General features: G+C 46.8%; 18 protein-coding genes, 1 CRISPR repeat array and 1 other annotated feature. Of the genes, 3 read left to right on the top strand and 15 right to left on the bottom strand.

The genetic code is table 11. The annotated features are described in order from the left end of the window. Positions 1–58: 58 nt before the first annotated feature. The 5 genes from DESRU_RS05470 to DESRU_RS05450 are packed head-to-tail and all read right to left on the bottom strand — an operon-like array spanning position 59 to position 2,102. Complete coding sequence (locus DESRU_RS05470) at positions 59–520, bottom strand: sporulation initiation factor Spo0A C-terminal domain-containing protein (protein WP_013841118.1); 462 nt, start codon at positions 518–520, stop codon at positions 59–61. Next, the gene (locus DESRU_RS05465) at positions 517–888 is read right to left on the bottom strand and encodes a hypothetical protein (RefSeq protein WP_013841117.1); all 372 of its coding nucleotides are present in this window, start codon (positions 886–888) and stop codon (positions 517–519) included. The genes DESRU_RS05470 and DESRU_RS05465 overlap by 4 nt, the downstream gene beginning before the upstream one ends. A 17-nt stretch (positions 889–905) precedes the next feature. After that, entirely contained in the window at positions 906–1,208 is a 303-nt protein-coding gene (locus tag DESRU_RS05460) for a helix-turn-helix domain-containing protein (RefSeq protein WP_013841116.1), read from the bottom strand. 18 nt (positions 1,209–1,226) lie between these two features. After that, the gene (locus tag DESRU_RS05455) at positions 1,227–1,898 is read right to left on the bottom strand and encodes a Rha family transcriptional regulator (protein WP_013841115.1); all 672 of its coding nucleotides are present in this window, start codon (positions 1,896–1,898) and stop codon (positions 1,227–1,229) included. Beyond that, on the bottom strand, positions 1,899–2,102 hold the full coding sequence (locus DESRU_RS05450; RefSeq protein ID WP_013841114.1) for a helix-turn-helix domain-containing protein: 204 nt from the start codon (positions 2,100–2,102) through the stop codon (positions 1,899–1,901). It lies immediately after the preceding gene. 269 nt (positions 2,103–2,371) lie between these two features. On the opposite strand from DESRU_RS05450, the gene DESRU_RS21095 reads away from it, so the two are divergent. From DESRU_RS21095 to DESRU_RS05435, 3 genes are all read left to right on the top strand, one after another. Further along, positions 2,372–2,929, top strand: a complete 558-nt coding sequence (locus DESRU_RS21095; RefSeq protein ID WP_013841113.1) for a helix-turn-helix domain-containing protein — start codon at positions 2,372–2,374, stop codon at positions 2,927–2,929. A gap of 14 nt (positions 2,930–2,943) precedes the next feature. After that, positions 2,944–3,408: an ImmA/IrrE family metallo-endopeptidase gene (locus DESRU_RS05440; protein WP_013841112.1), complete on the top strand. Its 465-nt coding sequence runs from the start codon at positions 2,944–2,946 to the stop codon at positions 3,406–3,408. A 91-nt stretch (positions 3,409–3,499) separates the two neighbouring features. Continuing rightward, positions 3,500–4,735, top strand: coding sequence for a tyrosine-type recombinase/integrase (locus DESRU_RS05435; RefSeq protein ID WP_013841111.1), 1,236 nt, complete (start codon positions 3,500–3,502; stop codon positions 4,733–4,735). A gap of 200 nt (positions 4,736–4,935) precedes the next feature. After that, positions 4,936–7,042: direct repeats of the CRISPR family, unit length 30 nt; unit sequence GTTTCTAGCCTACCTATAAGGATTTGAAAC. A gap of 143 nt (positions 7,043–7,185) precedes the next feature. On the opposite strand, the gene DESRU_RS05430 is transcribed toward DESRU_RS05435, so the two are convergent. The 10 genes from DESRU_RS05430 to yqeK all read right to left on the bottom strand — a co-directional run bounded on the left by DESRU_RS05430 (position 7,186) and on the right by yqeK (position 19,091). Further along, a complete protein-coding gene (locus DESRU_RS05430; RefSeq protein ID WP_013841110.1) occupies positions 7,186–8,082 on the bottom strand; it encodes a helix-turn-helix domain-containing protein in 897 nt (298 codons plus the stop codon). A gap of 132 nt (positions 8,083–8,214) precedes the next feature. Next, positions 8,215–10,617, bottom strand: a complete 2,403-nt coding sequence (locus DESRU_RS05425; RefSeq protein WP_013841109.1) for a DNA internalization-related competence protein ComEC/Rec2 — start codon at positions 10,615–10,617, stop codon at positions 8,215–8,217. A gap of 3 nt (positions 10,618–10,620) precedes the next feature. Beyond that, complete coding sequence (locus DESRU_RS05420) at positions 10,621–11,274, bottom strand: lytic transglycosylase domain-containing protein (RefSeq protein WP_013841108.1); 654 nt, start codon at positions 11,272–11,274, stop codon at positions 10,621–10,623. A 43-nt stretch (positions 11,275–11,317) separates the two neighbouring features. After that, complete coding sequence (locus tag DESRU_RS05415) at positions 11,318–11,953, bottom strand: ComEA family DNA-binding protein (protein WP_041275607.1); 636 nt, start codon at positions 11,951–11,953, stop codon at positions 11,318–11,320. Between the two features lie 116 nt (positions 11,954–12,069). Beyond that, positions 12,070–12,756 carry a DUF421 domain-containing protein gene (locus DESRU_RS05410; RefSeq protein ID WP_041275606.1) on the bottom strand — a complete coding sequence of 229 codons (687 nt, stop codon included), beginning with the start codon at positions 12,754–12,756 and terminating at the stop codon, positions 12,070–12,072. Between the two features lie 73 nt (positions 12,757–12,829). Beyond that, positions 12,830–13,384 carry a DUF2179 domain-containing protein gene (locus DESRU_RS05405; RefSeq protein WP_238446370.1) on the bottom strand — a complete coding sequence of 185 codons (555 nt, stop codon included), beginning with the start codon at positions 13,382–13,384 and terminating at the stop codon, positions 12,830–12,832. 74 nt (positions 13,385–13,458) lie between these two features. After that, positions 13,459–15,939, bottom strand: coding sequence for a leucine--tRNA ligase (gene leuS, locus DESRU_RS05400; RefSeq protein ID WP_013841104.1), 2,481 nt, complete (start codon positions 15,937–15,939; stop codon positions 13,459–13,461). Positions 15,940–16,058: 119 nt separating this feature from the next. Next, positions 16,059–17,723, bottom strand: coding sequence for an AMP-binding protein (locus DESRU_RS05395; protein ID WP_013841103.1), 1,665 nt, complete (start codon positions 17,721–17,723; stop codon positions 16,059–16,061). Between the two features lie 103 nt (positions 17,724–17,826). Continuing rightward, positions 17,827–18,046, bottom strand: a binding site (T-box leader). Positions 18,047–18,107: 61 nt separating this feature from the next. Next, entirely contained in the window at positions 18,108–18,464 is a 357-nt protein-coding gene (gene rsfS / locus DESRU_RS05385) for a ribosome silencing factor (RefSeq protein WP_013841102.1), read from the bottom strand. Between the two features lie 45 nt (positions 18,465–18,509). Beyond that, the gene (yqeK, locus tag DESRU_RS05380) at positions 18,510–19,091 is read right to left on the bottom strand and encodes a bis(5'-nucleosyl)-tetraphosphatase (symmetrical) YqeK (RefSeq protein ID WP_013841101.1); all 582 of its coding nucleotides are present in this window, start codon (positions 19,089–19,091) and stop codon (positions 18,510–18,512) included. Positions 19,092–19,129 lie beyond the last annotated feature (38 nt).

Below are 19,129 nucleotides of genomic sequence, written 5' to 3'. Positions count from 1 at the left end.
GTTTGGATGGTAATTTTAAAAGTGAGGTAATTTTTCGGCCCTTTTACAGGGCTCTTTTTTATGCCTGGAATTTCAGCGCCTCAACGCACCAGGCTAAAAACTCGGAGTTCGTTGGTTGGTCATCGAATGATTTTGCATAGAAGTCATTGCACTTATCAGCCATCAGACCAATTGCGTGCCGTATGGCCCTCTCTACCCGGCTCGGGGTTGTGTCGTGGGCTTTTGCAACCGCTGGGTACAGCTCTTTGGTAATCGCGAAGAGAAGCAGATGATCTTTGGAAACCATTTGGATTGCAGTACTCAGATACCGGTATCCTTTGATATGCAGGGGCGCGCCAAGAGTTTGCAGGAGCCGACTGATACGGTGTTCCTCGCTTTCGATTGTCGGTTCGGGTTCTACCGGTTGAGTGGTGGCTGGCTGTGCAGCTACCAGGGCGCAAATTTCGGGATATATGGCTAAGAATTTTTCTGCGGTGACCTTTAGGTCTTCAAGAATTTGCGGGGTATTCGTTGGGTTCATCCTTTCTTCACCTCCTTTTCTCTAAACCTATAAATGCATCCACAGTCACGGCATGCAACCGTTATAACTTTATCTCCGGCTAAATATCCGGCTTCGGCAGAATAACAAACAGGACAACCTAATCTTGATGAGATACTGTGGGATTCAATAATTGCTACATTAAACTGCCCCATAGAGGTTACAACCGGTTCCGTGATTCTGACTGTGAAATTCTCAAAATGAAGTGTTGTGCAGCCATATTGCTTCATAGTCTGGTGGATTCGGTCCATCATTTGCTGTCGTGTCCATTTACCGGCTGCGTAGAGTTGAATTACTGAATGGATTAGTGCACGGGCTGCCTGATTGGGAAAAGGATAGATTTTTGCCATTGGAGATGCCCTCCTTCCTATCTCTGTTGATAATTCTTTTCCTCCTCCTCCCTCATCCACCGGTCCAACCGCAATGAGCTAAATAAATACCTCGGATTCTTAGAGCCGTCTGAGCCGTTAATCCTATGAGGGATTCGCTTCTCTTTGCACAGTTGCCGCAGAGCCGACTCTGAAATGTGAACATACTCCGCTGCCTCTTTTAGGCTCAGGGTGCGGTCAGGAACTATGGATTGAAGCTGTATCCGTTCCAAAACTCTTCTTTCAGCTTCGGCGGCTGCAGTCTGGATGAGGGTTTCATAAAGATGGTCCAGGGGAGTCATGCTGGCACACCTCCTCTCTTAAGCAATCCACTTGCGTTTTATTCGTTCAAAATACCCTGCCAGCGTTTCCTTCCTCTGTTGAAAGTCCGATATAGCTACAATCAAACCAATATCTACCCGCTGGAGTGTTTCTATTGCTTTGATCTGTTCCAAACTCAAGTAGGGTTTAATTACAGCCCCCTTCTCAATTCCGTTTTCCTCCCGGAACTTCTTAGCATCCACACCCAGCACAATGCGGTAAATCATGTTAATCTCGTTCGAGAAGTGGTAATGCTTCGGTTCTTCGTGGGCTGCCATAATTGCATCAGTGAAGGCCGGGAATTCCATTTTGGTAGCGAGAAGGGACTTAATGAACGCTTCCATATCGTTAAAGCGTTTAATGTAGGTAATTTTGAATCGTGCTGCCTTCTTACCATTAAAGCCCATTGCGATATAGCTAAAGCCATCCCTGGTCATAAGCACTTCTGGTTGCCTTTTATTTTGACTGTCCTTGTAGGTTGTAAACATGAAGTTGGTCTCCCCAAATTTGGGGTCACCTATTTCCTTAAACACACTCAATGAATTACTAATATCTCTTAAAACGTGGTCATGTCTTTTGTTAAAACTTTCGGCCACCTGGCGGCTGCTACAAAATGCCTGACCGTTGCGCTCGTAAAGGTTGAATTCGGGGTTAAGGATGAGCTTACTCAACTAGTTAGCCTCCTTTTTCAACTCTTCTTCCAAACCTAAGATTTCTGCAATCTGCTCCTTTCGACCGTTTCCAGACCGCGTACCCTTGAGAATTTCAGAGACATAAGAAGTGGAAACACCAAGTTGTCTGGCTATGGCGGCACCAGAGATTTTTTTCTGGAGCATAACCCTTCTGGCTTTTAGTCCGAACTCTGAATATTGCATCTGATACCCTCCTTTCTATGGAATAATTAGTAAATATATTAGCCTAGATGTTGACACGGGTTAGAAAATATTCTAAAATGTATAAAAGCCAAACCAATATAAATCGCCTGGGAAACGATTTTTTATAACGGGTATGTTGACCCTTGGTTTTTTGTTGTCTATTAGCGTTAATCTAGGCTGTTAAGGCTATTTTATTAGCATATTTCCTAAAAGTCAATATCATTTTTAGCATAAAAGCTAAATTATTTTATTCTAGGGGGAAATGAAACGTGGGAATTTGCGAAAATGTACAGTTCCTATGTAAAAAGAGAGGTTTAGCAACCTCCCGTTTAGAAAAGGAACTGTCATTTGCAAACGGCTCGATTCGAAGATGGAATGAAAATTCCCCTTCTATTGATAAAATCCAAAAAGTAGCCGATTATTTTGGTGTTACTACAGATTTTCTTATTTCAGGATTTGACAAAGAGATAATAGATATAATTAAATCCCTAGCAAAAACGGATAAACGAATGCCCTACTTTCCTCCAAATGTTCTCAGTACATTAACCACTGAGCTAGAAACTATCAAAAAGGAATATGGGGATGTTCCTCTTGATGTAGATCCATTTGAAATAGTCGATTTGATAAAAAGAACTCCTTTAACCGTTGAATTTAAGGAAGATTTATTAAACGTACTTAAAAAAGTTAAGCATAAATTAGATGAAGAAAACCGTGAAATTGACACAATCGCTGCTCACCATGACGGAGAAGACTGGACAGAAGACGAGCTAAGAGATATTGAAAAATTTAAGGAATTTTTGCGTTCTAAACGTAATAGCAAGGATTAAGTCGGGGTGATGCGATGTTATTTGAAAGGCTTCTGAAAGAGGCAGACGAGCATAATATTAGGGTATATGAAAACCCCTTGAGCTCAAAAATCAAGGGGCTGTATGGGGACGGTATAGTATGGCTTAACCGTAGATTACCTACAAGTATAGAAAAGAGTTGTGTTCTAGCCGAAGAGCTGGGACACTATCACACTTCTAGTGGTGATATCCTGAACCAAAAGGATATCCGGAATCGAAAACAAGAAAAGCGCGCCCGGAATTGGGCCTATGAAAAACTAGTGCCTTTGGAAAAGTTCATTGAAGCGTATGAAGCAGGAGTTTGTAACCGCTATGAGTTAGCTGAATTCTTGGATGTAACCGAGGAATTTTTGGAACAAGCCATCGTACATTACAAGGAAAAGCATGGTCTTTTCATTCAGGTTGGAAAGCATCTTGTCTATTTTGAGCCCTTTGGTGTTTTCCATTTATTTAATGAGTGAATTTGTACAAACCTTTCTACACCATATATTTTTTACCCCATTAACCAAACATATGTTCTTTTAGGCTTATTGAAAGGAGGTGAAAAATCAAATGCCGAGCATTGAAAAGCGCGGAAAGAATACCTGGAGGCTCACTGTTGAGACTGGCACTAAGACTGTGGTCACCAAGGATGGTCAAACTAAGGTGATCCGAGACAGAGAGCGTAAGCCTATCAAAGTCGAGGATGAAGCCCTCCTCCGTACAACAAAAAAACTCCGGGAATATCTGGAGTCTGAGTGGCACAAGTTTAAAGCTGAAGTAGACTCCGGCACCTACATCACCCCGGAGAAAGCTACCTTTAAAGAGTTTGTAGACCAGCATTGGCGTCCCAAATACGCCTCAGACCCCGAAAACCTAGCTCCTTCCTCTCTAGTTATTTACGAACAACACTTGAAAACACATATCATGCCTCATTTTGGACATCTGCGTATGGACGAAATCAAAAATTCCCATATTTCGGACTTCAAAGTATATTTGCGATCTCCCGAGGCCCGAAAAGACGGGAAAGAAGGCCCTCTTTGGAATGGGACACAACGCTACATCCTGCGCGTACTACGGAATGTATTTGTATACGCTCACGAGGAGCGAAAAATCATTCCCGCAAATCCATGCACTGGTGTACGCTGGCCTAAAAAGCCGGAGACTAAAATAAAAGTTTACGAAGAAGAGGAAGTCATTCAGATTATTGACGCCCTCTATCGTCAGCCGACCATTTGGCGGCTCCTCATTCTGGGGACATTCTTAGGTGGGTTTCGTCGCGGAGAGGTTGTAGCACTCGAAATCTCGGACTGCAACTTTGGGGACAACACCATTCGAATTGATGAAAATATACCGATGAAAATTAACCGCCAACATCTAATCAAGCGTCCCAAGACTAACTCTTCTATGCGCACGGTAAAAATGCCATCATGGTATATGAGAGAATTGGAGGCGTACACAAAAGATTGGAAAAAGCAAATGTGGTCCGTCGGTACGAAGTGGAAAGGTGGGGACCGGCAGTTTCTGTTTCACAGAGGATATGGCATTCCGTACCACCCCAACACACCTACGCGTTGGTGGAGAGAGTTTTTAGCGAAAAATGGATTCCGCCATCTGAACCTTCACGGCTTACGGCATACCAGTGCAACGTATCTCCTAGAAAAAGGAGCGACGACCAAGTCGGTACAAGAAAGACTTGGACACTCCAGTGAGCGCACCACCGCCGGATACCTCCACGTTACCAAAAAGATGGAGGAGAGAGTTGCCCAAGAATTTGACCGCTTTGACCGCCACAACACTAAACCGTAAATAATTGTATTGGGGACAGATTGGGGACGAAACCTATCTCAAGATAGTAAAATTCATGCAAATTCCCAACAGAGGAAAGATTAAGACCTTTGATTTTTAAAGGGTTAAAATGATTATAACATATACACACAAAGCATGTTACAATTTATAAGGATTTGAAACTTCGACATTATTTTTAATACGCTCAGGAATGTGCGTATGTTTCTAGCCTACCTATAAGGATTTGAAACTTTAATATATGGTTTGGCATCTATTGTAATATTGTTCGGTTTCTAGCCTACCTATAAGGATTTGAAACCTCTATGCTAGCAGCAGCAAAAAACACAGAACATGAACTAGTTTCTAGCCTACCTATAAGGATTTGAAACCCTCCTCTCTGCAGTAGTATTTACAGGAGTTGGAGTAAGTTTCTAGCCTACCTATAAGGATTTGAAACAAGTTTGTTTCCGTGGATAATCCAATCTGTAGATACCTTGGTTTCTAGCCTACCTATAAGGATTTGAAACCCTCATAATCCTTTTCGTCTTTACAGATGTCATATCCGAGTTTCTAGCCTACCTATAAGGATTTGAAACTAATTATTATATTTGCGTATCGCATAATTATGTGTTAGTTTCTAGCCTACCTATAAGGATTTGAAACTCTTGATATTAGTATACCAAAATCAAAGCCTTGTGTGTTTCTAGCCTACCTATAAGGATTTGAAACTACAATATACGCAGAAAACAGTTAGGTGAGCGCTTAGGTTTCTAGCCTACCTATAAGGATTTGAAACCTACACCGGGGGATCGGTACTTGATGTGACCCATCTTTCGTTTCTAGCCTACCTATAAGGATTTGAAACTCAATTGCTTCAGTTACAGCTTTTTGGGAAGCCAGTTCGTTTCTAGCCTACCTATAAGGATTTGAAACTATGGTCAATCTCTTCTTTATTTTTTGCTTTCATGAGAAGTTTCTAGCCTACCTATAAGGATTTGAAACATTTGTTGCTGGGTCTTGGCGGTATCTGCTAGAGTTGTTTCTAGCCTACCTATAAGGATTTGAAACCGTAGCGTAACCGTCTCTGTTTCGCTGTTCCATAAAATAGTTTCTAGCCTACCTATAAGGATTTGAAACCTTGGAATGATATCGATTTCAAAAATTCAACTTTATCGTTTCTAGCCTACCTATAAGGATTTGAAACTTTTGTCGAATTCGTCGTCCGTTACGTATACAAACTGTTTCTAGCCTACCTATAAGGATTTGAAACTGCTCAAATTCATGAGGATAACGGCAACACATACGTTTCTAGCCTACCTATAAGGATTTGAAACAGATATATCCGTTTTCCGGGCCAAATCCCTCGGCCGTTTCTAGCCTACCTATAAGGATTTGAAACCATGAATTGTTTTTGGAAAAAGAGGGAAAATAGCCCTTGGTTTCTAGCCTACCTATAAGGATTTGAAACGCAATCTCTAAAATGGTTCTTGCCTGGCGAATTGTTGTTTCTAGCCTACCTATAAGGATTTGAAACTATCCTATGGGAAACTTAGGTTATTCAAGGCCTCAGATAGTTTCTAGCCTACCTATAAGGATTTGAAACTGAAATAGACGATGAAGGCAAAATAAAGGTTTGGGTTTCTAGCCTACCTATAAGGATTTGAAACTTGGGTATCTTCTGGCTTTGGTTGGAGAGAACACCCGTTTCTAGCCTACCTATAAGGATTTGAAACCAAGGACAGCCGCGAGGAGATGGCCGAATTCGTTGGTTTCTAGCCTACCTATAAGGATTTGAAACAACTGTGCACCAATTGTCCTAACTCTACTTGGCACCAGTTTCTAGCCTACCTATAAGGATTTGAAACCGGGATATTAAGGAGGAATGCCGCCAATGGCTAAGTTTCTAGCCTACCTATAAGGATTTGAAACAAAGATAAATAAACAGGAGTTTGGTTTACTATAGACGTTTCTAGCCTACCTATAAGGATTTGAAACTCTATAAACACCCAGTCTGTGAAGCCTGTATTGCCCGTGTTTCTAGCCTACCTATAAGGATTTGAAACTTGTTTGTAAATAGTCCAAAGTGTTATAAATTCACTGTTTCTAGCCTACCTATAAGGATTTGAAACCCAGTATGTTCTGCGCCAGAGACGATGAATATCAGCAGGTTTCTAGCCTACCTATAAGGATTTGAAACTGGTCACAGGCAGAGATAAAGACGAACTGGAGAGAAGTTTCTAGCCTACCTATAAGGATTTGAAACACGTCTTTTTTAGTCTCAAGCAGTTGCTTCAGACCGTTTCTAGCCTACCTATAAGGAGAAGAATATACCATAATGAAAACTGCTTTACCTTGTAGCAACTTCGCTCAAATTTGAATTGGCAACGGTTTAAAATAGATAAGCCCCGGTACTCATCAGAGTTGCCGAGGTTTATCTACTTTAAGATATATGCAGGATTGTCCTTGTGTATTCATATCTTTTTAGCAATAATGGAGCTTATCGCATGCTGATGCGGGCTATTTCCAGACTTACAATCAACAATTTGCTCCTCACAATAGATAATTTGCCAATCATAATAATATCCCGCCAAGTCGCCTGACCTATAAAAGAACTCATTTTTTTGCCAATCAGGAGCAGTTGGGATAAAGGGTTTTTCTACAAAAACAAGATGAGCATTTAGGCCGCCAATAGAGGTATGCTTTTTATAGCTCTCAAAATGCTGCTGTCGTTTTCCAATCGGTAAAAACTGTAATGCTCCCATAGAGTAAATAACATCATAATAATGATCCATTTCATAATCAATCATATTCGTATGAAGCGCATGAATGGGTAAACTTTCCGAATTACTGTATTGTTTAATTTTCTCTATACCGGGTAAAGAAATTTCTAATGCATCAACGACAAAGCCGCACTTCGCAAAATAAATTGAATCCCTTCCTTCTCCACTGCCAATGTCCAGTAGACGACTGCCGTATTTTAATTTATCACACAAGTTCACGGTCATTTCTGCGAGCATTGAATGCTTTAACCCCCAATAATATTCTTCTTTAATGTACTCTTGGTCATAAGGACTTGTTTTCCCCGCTATCTCTTCCCCGGTAAGCAATCGGTCAATGGATGTCTTCAATACTCCAGCTAAAAGAGGCAAGAAGCTTGTATCAGGCAATGCATTGCCTTTTTCCCATTTCGAGACCGCCTGGCCGGTGACATGAAGGATTTCTGCCAACTGTTCCTGGGTATACCCGTTTTCCTTGCGCAGTAATGCAATCCGCTTTCCAAAAATTTTTTTATTAAACAGGGCAATCACCTCTGAAAAGTTATTGGTACTATAGGTTAAATTATATCTCTGATCACTCCTTGAAACCATCGAGCATTCGTTGTATATATACCTGAAAATCAACCAATGGTTGATTTTAAATAGCCGTTTGTCCTAGCCTACCTATAGTGATTTCAAAATAAACGAAGGATGGCCCAAAAATAATTGGGTCTGCTCCTTCGTTTATTTTCCCGTTATAACCTGCCATTTCTCCCCATCCGTTGAAAAGATCACGGCTCCGTCCAGGTCGGTCCGGTAAACCGGACAGTGGATCTCCTCCAGCGCCTTTAAAGTGTTTGGAGCCGGATGGCCGAAGGAGTTGTTGGCTCCGGCAGAGATAACGGCGGCCCGGGGCCTGATACTGGAAAAAAACTCCGGATAAAAGTAGCCGCTTCCGTGATGGGGTACTTTGAGAATTTCCGCCTGTAAATTCTTATTCTCCCGGAGGATATGCTCTTCAGCCTCTACCTCTGTATCTCCCGTTAACAGTACTGTGCGTCCCCGAAAGTTGAGCAGCAGCACCAGGCTGTTGTTGTTGGCGTCTGAACGGGTATTTTTAAAAAGTTCTCCCGGGGAGATGACTCTCACCGTGACTGCCGGATCAATGTTCAGGGCGTTTCCCTCTCGGACCGGATAGATTTTAATCCCTCGATCCTTCATATCCTGAAGGAGCAGATCGTAGCCCTGATCCGCTTTATCTTCTTGCTCCAAGCCATAGGGGGAAACCAGCGCCGCACCCACTTCCATGGAGCGGATCAAGGCCTTCGCCCCGCCTGCGTGGTCCTCATGGGGATGGGTGATAACCAGCGTATCCAATTTATTGATGCCTAAACGGTGCAGGTAAGGCAATACCACGTAATGACCGGCCCCTCTTCCGGTAGTCAGTTCTTCCCGCCAGCCGCCCGCATCAACCAGCATGGTTCGCCGGTCCGGAGTAATAATCAGGGCGCTGTCCCCCTGTCCTACATCGATAAAATGCACCTCCAGCCGTTGGGAATGGGGCCAAAGGAGCCATAGAAACAGGACAAAAATTAGGACTGCGCCGGCCATAATCGCCCTTTTCCGCAGAACTTTCGTTCCGTTGTAAAACAGCATTTCCTTCAATCCGGCCTGCCATTGGGGCCGCCGCAGCAACTCCACCCCAGCGATAAGGAGAGCATAGTACAGCAAAATTCCTCCTAAGGACGGTGCCGGAATATAAAAAGCCGCTCCGGGAATGGAAGTACACCAAGCCACCAATTTCAGAAAGAAATCCGTTAATAACCCCGTTCCCCCGGCAGTAACAGCGGCCAGGGGCAGATAAAGGGAGCCCAGCAGCAGGGAAACCCCGCCAAAGAACATGATCAGGGCGATCAGATGGGTGGTCAGTACATTGGCCAGGATGGAAACCGGAGACACCAGGTTAAAGTAAAATACCACCAGGGGAAGGGTTGCTAATTGGGCCGCCAGAGGCACCATAACCAGCAGGGAAAGGGGCTGCGGCAGACGGGGTATTCCGGCTGTCAATACCGGAGTAAGGTACAGCAGTCCCCAGGTGGCCAGAAAAGAAAGCTGAAAGCCGATGTCAAAAAGAGTAAGGGGGTTTAGGATTAAAAGAATTCCCGCTGCCGCGGCCAGGGTAGTGGGCCAGTCCTGTTCTCGTCCAAAGTGATGGGCCAGCAGCAGCAGGATGGCCATGAAGGTGGACCGGGCCACGGCCGGTCCCATGCCGGTCATGACGGCATAAAAAAGCAGCAGCGGAATGGCAACCGGCGCATGAAACCCTTTGTTTATCCTGAATATCCGGAGCAGAATTAAGACTAGACCGGCCACCAAACCGATATGAAAGCCGCTCACACTGAGGATGTGAACCAATCCCGATTCCACGAAGGCTGCGTCCACCTCAGGCGGTATTTCTCCCCGGGTGCCAAAAATCATGCCTTTCAGTACCGCCGCCTGGGTTTGGGTCATGGTTCGGTCAAAGATCTGCTCCAGTCTGTCACGAATCCCAAAGGCGCCTTGCCGAAGGGAACGGCCTTGGTTTCCCAGCACCGTAACTTCTCGGGGGCTTTTTACATTCACGATGCCGGTGATTCCCTGCCGGGTGAGCCAGGAACGGTAATCAAAGGCTCCCGGGTTTCCGGGCGGGTCCGGTATACGAAGTACCCCGGAAAAGGTAAGCCAATCCCCATACTGAAATACCCTTTCCTGTCCGCGAATTTTGACCCGGAGGACTCCGCCCGCCGGTTGGGTACGGTTATTATGGGTCACTTCACTGACTTGAACCTTATAAAAGACGCCGTCAAACCGCACATCCGGGCGATCAATGACCTGCCCGGTTATTTTTACAGCCTTGTCTTTAAAAGAGAGCAGGGAGGTCTGGACTATGGAAAATTGGATCTGGGTTAAGGCGAAACCCAACAAAAGAAAGGCACAAAAAAAGACCCGCGCGTTGTAACGCCAGGCCTTCCAAAGTCCTACCCCTGCTGCCGTCAAGGCCACGGCCGCAATTGCCAGCGCAACGGCGGAATGGACGGGATAAACATTTGCCGCCAGGATTCCTGCCGCCAGGGCCAGAATCAGCGTCATTAAGGGACGATGGGTCATATTTTAACCACCCAGATACAATTGATGATAACCGGAAACCTTTGCAACATAATTCAGGGTTTCGCGGTAAGGCGGCACGCCGCCGTGCTTGTCCACCGCTCCAGGCCCGGCATTGTACGCCGCCAGAGCCAGCTTTACATCCCCCTGATATTTTTGCAGCATGGTTTTCAGGTAACGGACGCCCCCATCGGCATTCTGCTCCGGATCGTAGGGATTGTCGATACCCAGGCTTTTGGCCGTACCGGGCATTAGCTGCATTAAACCCATGGCTCCGGCTTTGGAGGTAGCCAGAGGATTAAAGCCGGACTCGGCTTTGGCCACCGCCTTGCAGAGATCCGGATCAACGCCATATTTAAGGGCTGTCCGTTCCATCAGGGCTTCATATTCGCCGGTGCCGCTGGCTGCCTGAAAGGCGGCTGCAGCCGTTTTGGCAGAAGCCCGGACCTTCGATTGATACCGGTAGGGCACCTCGGCCATTTGCAGGGTTGAATTTAGATTCCACCCCAGATTGGCCGTGGTTCCCTTTTCTGCTGCCATAACCCGGGCCAGCATCAGGGTAAATCTGCTGCTGCTTTCCTGCCGGTCTACCGCGCTGCTGTTAAGGCTTTGTTCAAGGGCCTGCAACCGTATCAGTTGGGCCAGTAAAGATGCTTCCATTGGTTCACTTCCCAGTCAACGATTTAAAATCCAATCTCTTTTATCACTGCACCGTAATCAGGGATTGGAGGTCCGCGTATTTTTTATCTCCGATGCCTGAGACATTTTTTATATCCTCAATGGACTGAAAGGAGCCGTTGATCTCCCGGTATTGAATAATCCTGGACGCCAGGGCCGGACCGATTCCAGGCAAACGGTCCAACTCCGTTTCATCGGCTGTGTTAATATTAATCAGTCCTGAGTTGGCGGATACAGCAGTGGTTTTCTTCAGCATCACCGCTTGTCCCGCAGGTTGACTCAGGCCCTCCGGGGCGGCCTGGGGCACGGTCTCCGGCTCTGAGGCTTCAGCCTGGAAGGCCACCGCCAGCCTTTGCTCATCTTTTAAAACCATGGCCAGGTTCAACAAAGTTAAGTCCGCTTCGGGCAGAGGTACGGCCAGCTTCAGGGCGTCGTTTACTCTGCTTCCGGGAGGCAGTTTGTAAACCCCGGGCTTTTCCACCGCTCCCACCACATAAACCACCGGACCGGTTTCCTGCTGTTCCCTTTGGTTGTTTTCCGAAAGCACAGTGGGTTCCGCCGGCCCCTTATCCCGGGCCGCCAGCCGGTAACCGGCAGTGAATAAAAGGACTGCCATAAAAATAAAGAGAACCGCTTGCTCCCTGCGGCCAAGGTTAAACACCGCAACCAACTTCTTTCTCTAATATCATCCATGGTTGCAAAGTATTATCAGCAAATCTTTATAGGTTATTTCTAGCTATAGCTGCATTTTCCTTCTTTTATTTCCATATTCAGAGATTATTTTTGCCGGTCGTCATTTTGACAATCAATTAATAACTGGCCGTTGGTATTTAAGGTGGCCAGCAAAACCTTTTTGGGATGAAAGCCTCTTTCCGCCAATTTTTCCTTTAACCAGGCTTCGGTTAAATTTACTTTTTGTAAATTTTCCTCCAGTACATCCCCATCCATAACTAGAACCGTTGGCAATCCCTCATAGGGAGTGGGAATGCCCAGGTCTTCGGGCGTTACCGGCCTCTTTTGGGAACGGGGAATAACGCTTAATTTTCCGGATGTCTCCAGGATGGCGTATTCCACGTCCTCCATGTTGGGATAGCCCTTTTCTCTTAGTTGACTCAAAAGATCATCCAGGTTATACCGGGAGGACCTCATTTCATGCTTTAAAAGTTTCCCGTTTTCAATAATCACCTGGGGGGATCCGTAGACGATCTTACGCAGGGGGCGGTTGAGCAGAGTTAGATAGGAAAAGGTTACTTCCAGCAGGCCCAGGGTGGCAATGGGAACAATGCCGTGCCAGATGGGGATTTTTTCCGATTCCATAGGGATGGCCGCTAATTCAGCCAAGATAATGGCTACGACAAAATCAAAGGAAGAGAGTTGGCCGATCTCCCTTTTCCCCATTAAACGAACGATAACCAGAACCGAAAAATAGATTATCACCGTGCGCCAGACGTAGGTTAAGGCCATATCCACCGGTGCCACCTCCCTTTGAGCATACATGTTTTAGTATGCTCAAAGGGGGTAAAGTTATACGAAGGTTTTATTTTGATTTTAACAGCCGGCTTTTGGGGCCCGGAAAAACACCTCCCCGGACTGCCCGGGCATCCGAGATATTAAAGAAGATGCCCTCCTGAACCTCATCCAGAATCTTCAAGGCAATTTTCAGGTTTTTTCTACCTAATAAAACAAACAGAATGGTTCGTTCTCCGCTTCTCCCGCAGCATCCTACGGTACTCACCCCAAAGCCCTCTCCCCGGAACCGGTTCACCAGTTCATCCACACTTTCCGGTCGGGGAAATACCTGCATGGATAAATGTCCTACAGCCAGCCACTCTTCAATTAACGATCCCACAAAGTTCCCGGTGGCAAAGCCCCCGGCGTAAGCGATCACTTTAAAGGGGTCATCCAGCCCTCCGGTTAAAACCTGTCCCAGGGCCACAATAAATACAGTGACCTCCACAAAGCCAATCAAACTGGCCACCACTTTGCGTCCCCGCATCAGCATCATCAGACGGATGACATCCAGGGAAATATCTACTACCCGGGCAAAGAATATAAAGAGATAAGCGAAAATGGGTATTGAAAGGAACTCCAACAATATCTCCTCCCAGTAAAAATTTTTAGTAAAGATGAAAGACACCGGAAGGTGCCTTTTGATTTTTTATTTGATTATCTTACCACAATATTTAATAATTTACCCGGTACGGGAATGACCTTAACAATTTGTTTCCCAGCAATTAAGGCTTGAATGGATTCCTTTTGCAGCAGTATTTCCTGCATTTCAGCGGGTTTCAGATTGGCGGAAATGTTCATGCGGTCTCTGATTTTGCCGTTGATTTGAATGGCAATTTCCACTTCCTCTTCCACCAGGGCCGCCGGGTCATAAGCCGGCCAGGGCTCTTTGTGCACACTTCCCCGGTGCCCTGTTTCCTGCCACAGCTCCTCCGCCACATGGGGGGCAAAGGGAGCCAGCAGAATGATCATGCTGTTAATGGCCTCCGCCAGAACCGCGGGGTCCCGTTCCACTTCCGCTACTTTATCCCGGTAGGTATAGGCGCCGTTGACCAGTTCCATGATGGCGCTGATGGCTGTATTGAAATTAAACCGGCCGCTGATATCTTCAGTGACTTTTTTAATGGCATAATGGGTTAACCGGCGCATTTCCTTGTGCACGCCGATGTAATTTTCAGCACGGACCGGCGGCGCCGCTATGACCTGATCTTTAACGGAATAAACCAGCCGCCACACCCGGTTTAGGAAACGGTGGCTGCCTTCAACCCCCCGGTCGCTCCATTCCAGGTCTCTCTCCGGCGGTGCTGCAAATAAGATAAACAGTCTGGCCGTATCTGCGCCGTAACGAGCCACAATGTCTTCGGGACTTACCACATTTCCCTTGGATTTGGACATTTTAGCCCCGTCTTTTAACACCATGCCTTGGGTCAATAGGTTTTCAAAGGGCTCCTGCACATCCAGCAGATCCAGATCATAAAAAACCTTGGTAAAAAACCGGGAATACAGCAGGTGCAAAATGGCATGCTCCACACCCCCGATATACTGATCCACCGGCATCCAGCCCTTGGCCTTGGCTTTGTTCCAGGCTTCCTGCGCATCCCTGGCGCTGGTATAACGGATATAATACCAGGAGGAGTCCACAAAGGTATCCATGGTATCGGTTTCCCGCCGGGCTTTTCCGCCACAGTGGGGACAGGTCGTCTGAACAAAATCCGCATCACCCTTTAACGGGGACTCTCCGGTTGGTTTAAAGGCCACCTCGGTGGGCAGCAGTACCGGCAGTTGGTCCTCGGGAACCGGAAGGGCGCCGCATTGCTCACAATAAATAATAGGAATGGGGGTTCCCCAGTAACGCTGGCGGGAAATTAACCAGTCCCGCAGTCTGAAGTTTACCAGCCCCTGGCCAATGCCCTTTTGTTCGGCGTATTCGATGACTTTGCGAATGCCCTGCTGATTGGGCGTGCCGTCAAAGGGCCCGGAATGAATCATAAATCCGGCCGAAACATAGGCCTCTGTCATTTGGTCCGGGTGCAATGCTTTCTCTTTGGAGGGAGTGATAACCACTTTGATGGGCAGGTCGTACTTCCGGGCAAACTCAAAGTCCCTTTCATCGTGAGCCGGCACACCCATCACAGCTCCGGTGCCGTAATGATAAAGCACGTAATTGGCTGTTAGAATCGGTACTTTTTCTCCATTAAAGGGGTTAATACAATAGGCCCCGGTAAAGACGCCTTCTTTTTCGGTACTGGTCCGGGCCAGCTCCGTTTGTTTGGCCACCCGGTTTACAAACTCCGCTACTTTGGCCTCCTGGGGCGTCCCTGCCGAAAGTTTGGCCACCAGGGGATGTTCCGCCGCCAGCACCATATAGGTTACACCGTAAACCGTATCGGGCCGGGTGGTAAAGACCTTGATTTCATCGTCGGTGCCGTCCACCTTAAAGGCCAGTTCAGCACCCTCGCTGCGGCCAATCCAGTTTTCCTGCATGATCTTTACTTTATCCGGCCAGCCTTCAAGCTTTTTAAGATCATCCAGCAGGCGCTGAGAATAATCCGTAATGCGAAAGAACCATTGATCCAGTTCCTTTTGCTCAACGGTTGCGCTGCAGCGCTCGCAGCTTCCCTCCACCACCTGCTCGTTGGCCAGCACGGTGGCACATGCCGGACACCAGTTTACCCGGGCGTGTTTTTTATAACATAATCCCTGCTTATAAAGCTGGAGAAACAGCCACTGGCCCCATCTGTAGTATTCCGGATGGCAGGTGGCCACTTCCCGCCGCCAGTCATAGCTCAGGCCCAGTTGCTTTAACTGTGCTTTCATCTGTTCAATATTGTCCCAGGTCCAGGTCGCCGGGGGAATCCCGTGTTTAATGGCCGCATTTTCCGCCGGCAGCCCAAAGGCGTCCCAGCCCATGGGATGCAGAACATCAAAGCCCTGCATGGTTTTAAAGCGAGCCACCACATCCCCAATGGAATAGTTACGAACATGGCCCATGTGCAGCTTGCCCGAGGGATAGGGAAACATTTCCAGACAATAATATTTGGGTCGTTCGGAATCATCGGGAACTTGATAAATATTTTCCTGCTCCCAATATTGCTGCCATTTTTTCTCTATTTCCTTGAAGTCATAGTGCTCCTGCAAAATACTTCCTCCTACCTACATCACGATTCATTCTCGATTTTTACCTGCTGATCGTTTTATTCTTTCAACCGGGTTTCCTCGAGAATTTTACCATGATTTCGGCTTTATTTCAATCATTGCTAGGCGGTTTCAATCTTTGTCAGGTTTTCCAGTCCCAGGGCGGTGATGGCTTGTTCCCTGAGCTTATATTTTTGTATTTTGCCGCTGGCAGTGATGGGATAGTGATCGATAAATAATACATAGGAAGGAATTTTATATTTAGCGATTTTATCCCTACAATAGTCCTGAATTTCTTCCTTGGTCAGGGTAACGCCTTCCCGGAGCTGAACGTAGGCCAGGACCTCCTCGCCGTACTTCATACTGGGAACCCCCACCACCTGAACATCTTTAATTAAAGGATGAGTATACAGAAATTCTTCGATTTCCCGGGGGTAAACGTTTTCTCCCCCACGGATAATCATATCCTTCAGGCGTCCGGTAATTTTAAAATAACCCTTTTCATCCATAATGCCCAGGTCGCCGGTGTGCAGCCAGCCGTCCTGGTCTATGGCCTGAGCGGTGGCCTCAGGCATTTTATAATACCCCTTCATGACATTGTATCCCCTGCTGCAGATTTCACCCTGAATACCCGGCGGACAATCTTCTCCGGTTTCCGGATCTACGATCTTGGCTTCTACATTGGGGATCACTTTTCCCACCGTGGCAACCCGCAGTTCAATGGGATCGTCCGTTCGGGTCATGGTAATGGCCGGTGAAGCTTCCGTTTGACCGTAGGTGATGGTGATCTCTTTCATTCCCATCCGGTCCACCACCGCCTTCATCACCTCAATGGGACAAGGGGAACCCGCCATAATACCGGTACGCAGGCTGCTGACGTCATAATTTCCCTTGGCCAGTTCTTCCAGCTCCATAATAAACATGGTGGGAACGCCGTGCAGAGCGGTGCAGCGTTCCTGATCCACGATTTCCAACACTCGCACGGGATTGAAAACTTCCAGGGGTACCATGGTGGCCCCGGAAACCACACAGGTCATGGTTCCCAGCACGCAACCAAAGCAATGGAAAAAGGGAACGGTAATTAACAGTCGGTCCCGCTCGGAAAAGGCCATACAGTTGGCGATGCTGTGGGCATTATTGACAAGATTGGTATGGGTCAGCATCACTCCTTTGGGAAATCCGGTGGTCCCGGAGGTATACTGCATGTTGATGCAATCATCCGGGTCCAGGCTGGCCTGGCGTGCATCCAGTTCTTCATCGGTTATCTGATTAGCCAGTTCTAAAAGATCATTCCAGTTCAACATCCCCGGCTGGGCTTCTTCGCCGATAAAGATGATATTTTTCAGCAGGGGCAGACGGGCGGAATTTAACTGTCCCGGCGGACAATCCTTCAGTTCCGGACAAAGTTCATTGATAATTTTTAAATAATTGGTTGTCTTGGTTCCACCGATCATGACCAAGGTGGTGGCATCCGACTGCTGAAGCAGGTACTCCACTTCAAAGCTTTTATAGTTGGTATTCACCGTAACCAGCACCGCGCCCATTTTGCCGGTGGTAAATTGCAGGGTTACCCATTCTGGAACATTGGTGGCCCATATGGCAATATGCTCGCCCTTTTGAATGCCAAGGGCCATTAACCCTTTGGCTACTTTCCGGCACAGCCGGTTAAATTCCTGGTAACTGAGACGTAGATCCCTATGATTATAAACCAGTGCGTCGTTTTCCGGGAATTGTGCCGCGGTTCGATCCAGCAGAGCACCCACCGTGATTCTGTCAAGTTTTTGCATCGTATCCCTCCCAAGCTGTTTTTTGAACATTCTGTTTTAATTTTTTAAACCTCTAACCCCTTCAGGACAAGCCGTGATAAAAATAATAAAACCCCTCATCCCACGTAGGGACGAGAGGTTACTCCCGCGGTACCACCCCGGTTGATAAGTATGAAAACACTTATCCCCTTAAAAGCTGTAACGGGCAAACCCGGCCCGGTGTACGGATGCCTTTCCACCGGACGTCTCCGGGGCGAGATTCAGCAATTACGCACGCTGCCTTACACCATCCGGCAGCTCTCTGATGAGCGGTTTTGCCTACTGCTCCCCATCAAGGACTTTTATAGCGATATAGTGGTAATTATAAACAAATTCATAGGTTATTGTCAATGAAAGTTTTGAAAATTAGCCCTTTGCAGAAACTTCCACCACTTGTGCGTCACCCCAAAGTCGTTCCAAATTATAGAAGCTTCTCTCCATTTCCTGGAACACATGAATGACCACATCACCATAATCCAACAACACCCATGTACCTTCCCGAAAACCTTCCCTGCGCAAAGGCCGGACGCCGGATTCCTCCAGTTGGTCCTGTATATGCTCCGCAACGGCTTGCACCTGGGTACTGGAACGTCCGGTGCAAATCAGAAAATAATCGCAAATAATGGAGATATGCCTGATATCCAGCACCGTGATATCGGTTGCCTTTTTGTCCTCGGCAGCCCGGTAAGCAATATCAAGCACTTGTTGTGGATTAAGCGTCAATCAAACCCCTCCTAATTAAACTTAAGATCATTATATCCTATTCCACTATTTTCTAAAAGACCCCCTTGCGGTCAGGACCGCATTGCGGGCCTTCACACTGGTGGGATGGAGCAGGCATCCGATTTTTAAGGCATAGCGAATACTTTCATCGATGCACAGCAGCAGGGCTTCATCCAAATCCTTTTCAGCCCGCTTACGGATTTCCTCCACAGCACCGTGGCGGCGGTTGGGTTCCATTTTATCGGCTACAAAAATTATCTTGTCCAGTTGATTCATGTAGGGGGAGCCTACGGTATGTACGGCAATGGCATTTAAAATATCCGGGTCATTCACACCGAATTCCTCCCGGGCCATAACCGCTCCCACCGGGCCATGCAGCAGCAGGGGCATGGCAAAACCGTATTCACTGACTTGTAAATTGGCTTTTTTAGCCCTGTTCAGCATTTCGTTATCATCAAAGTCCCGGGCAATATCGTGAAGCAGTCCGGCTAACCAGGCTTTCCGGGGCTCCAGTCCAAATCTTTTGGCCAGCATTTCCGCTGTTTCGGCAACACCCAGCAAATGTTTAAAACGTTCCTCCGGTATACGAATCTGCAGGTGGCTTTTTATAGACTCTTCATTATACATCTTTTTTCCTCCTCATCCCAGTATACGAGAAAAAACCC

The organism is Desulforamulus ruminis DSM 2154, assembly GCF_000215085.1.
GTDB classification, from domain to species: Bacteria; Bacillota; Desulfotomaculia; order Desulfotomaculales; family Desulfotomaculaceae; genus Desulfotomaculum; species Desulfotomaculum ruminis.
Note: the sequence above shows the minus strand (reverse complement) of the source record. Positions and strands in the feature narration are given on the sequence as shown.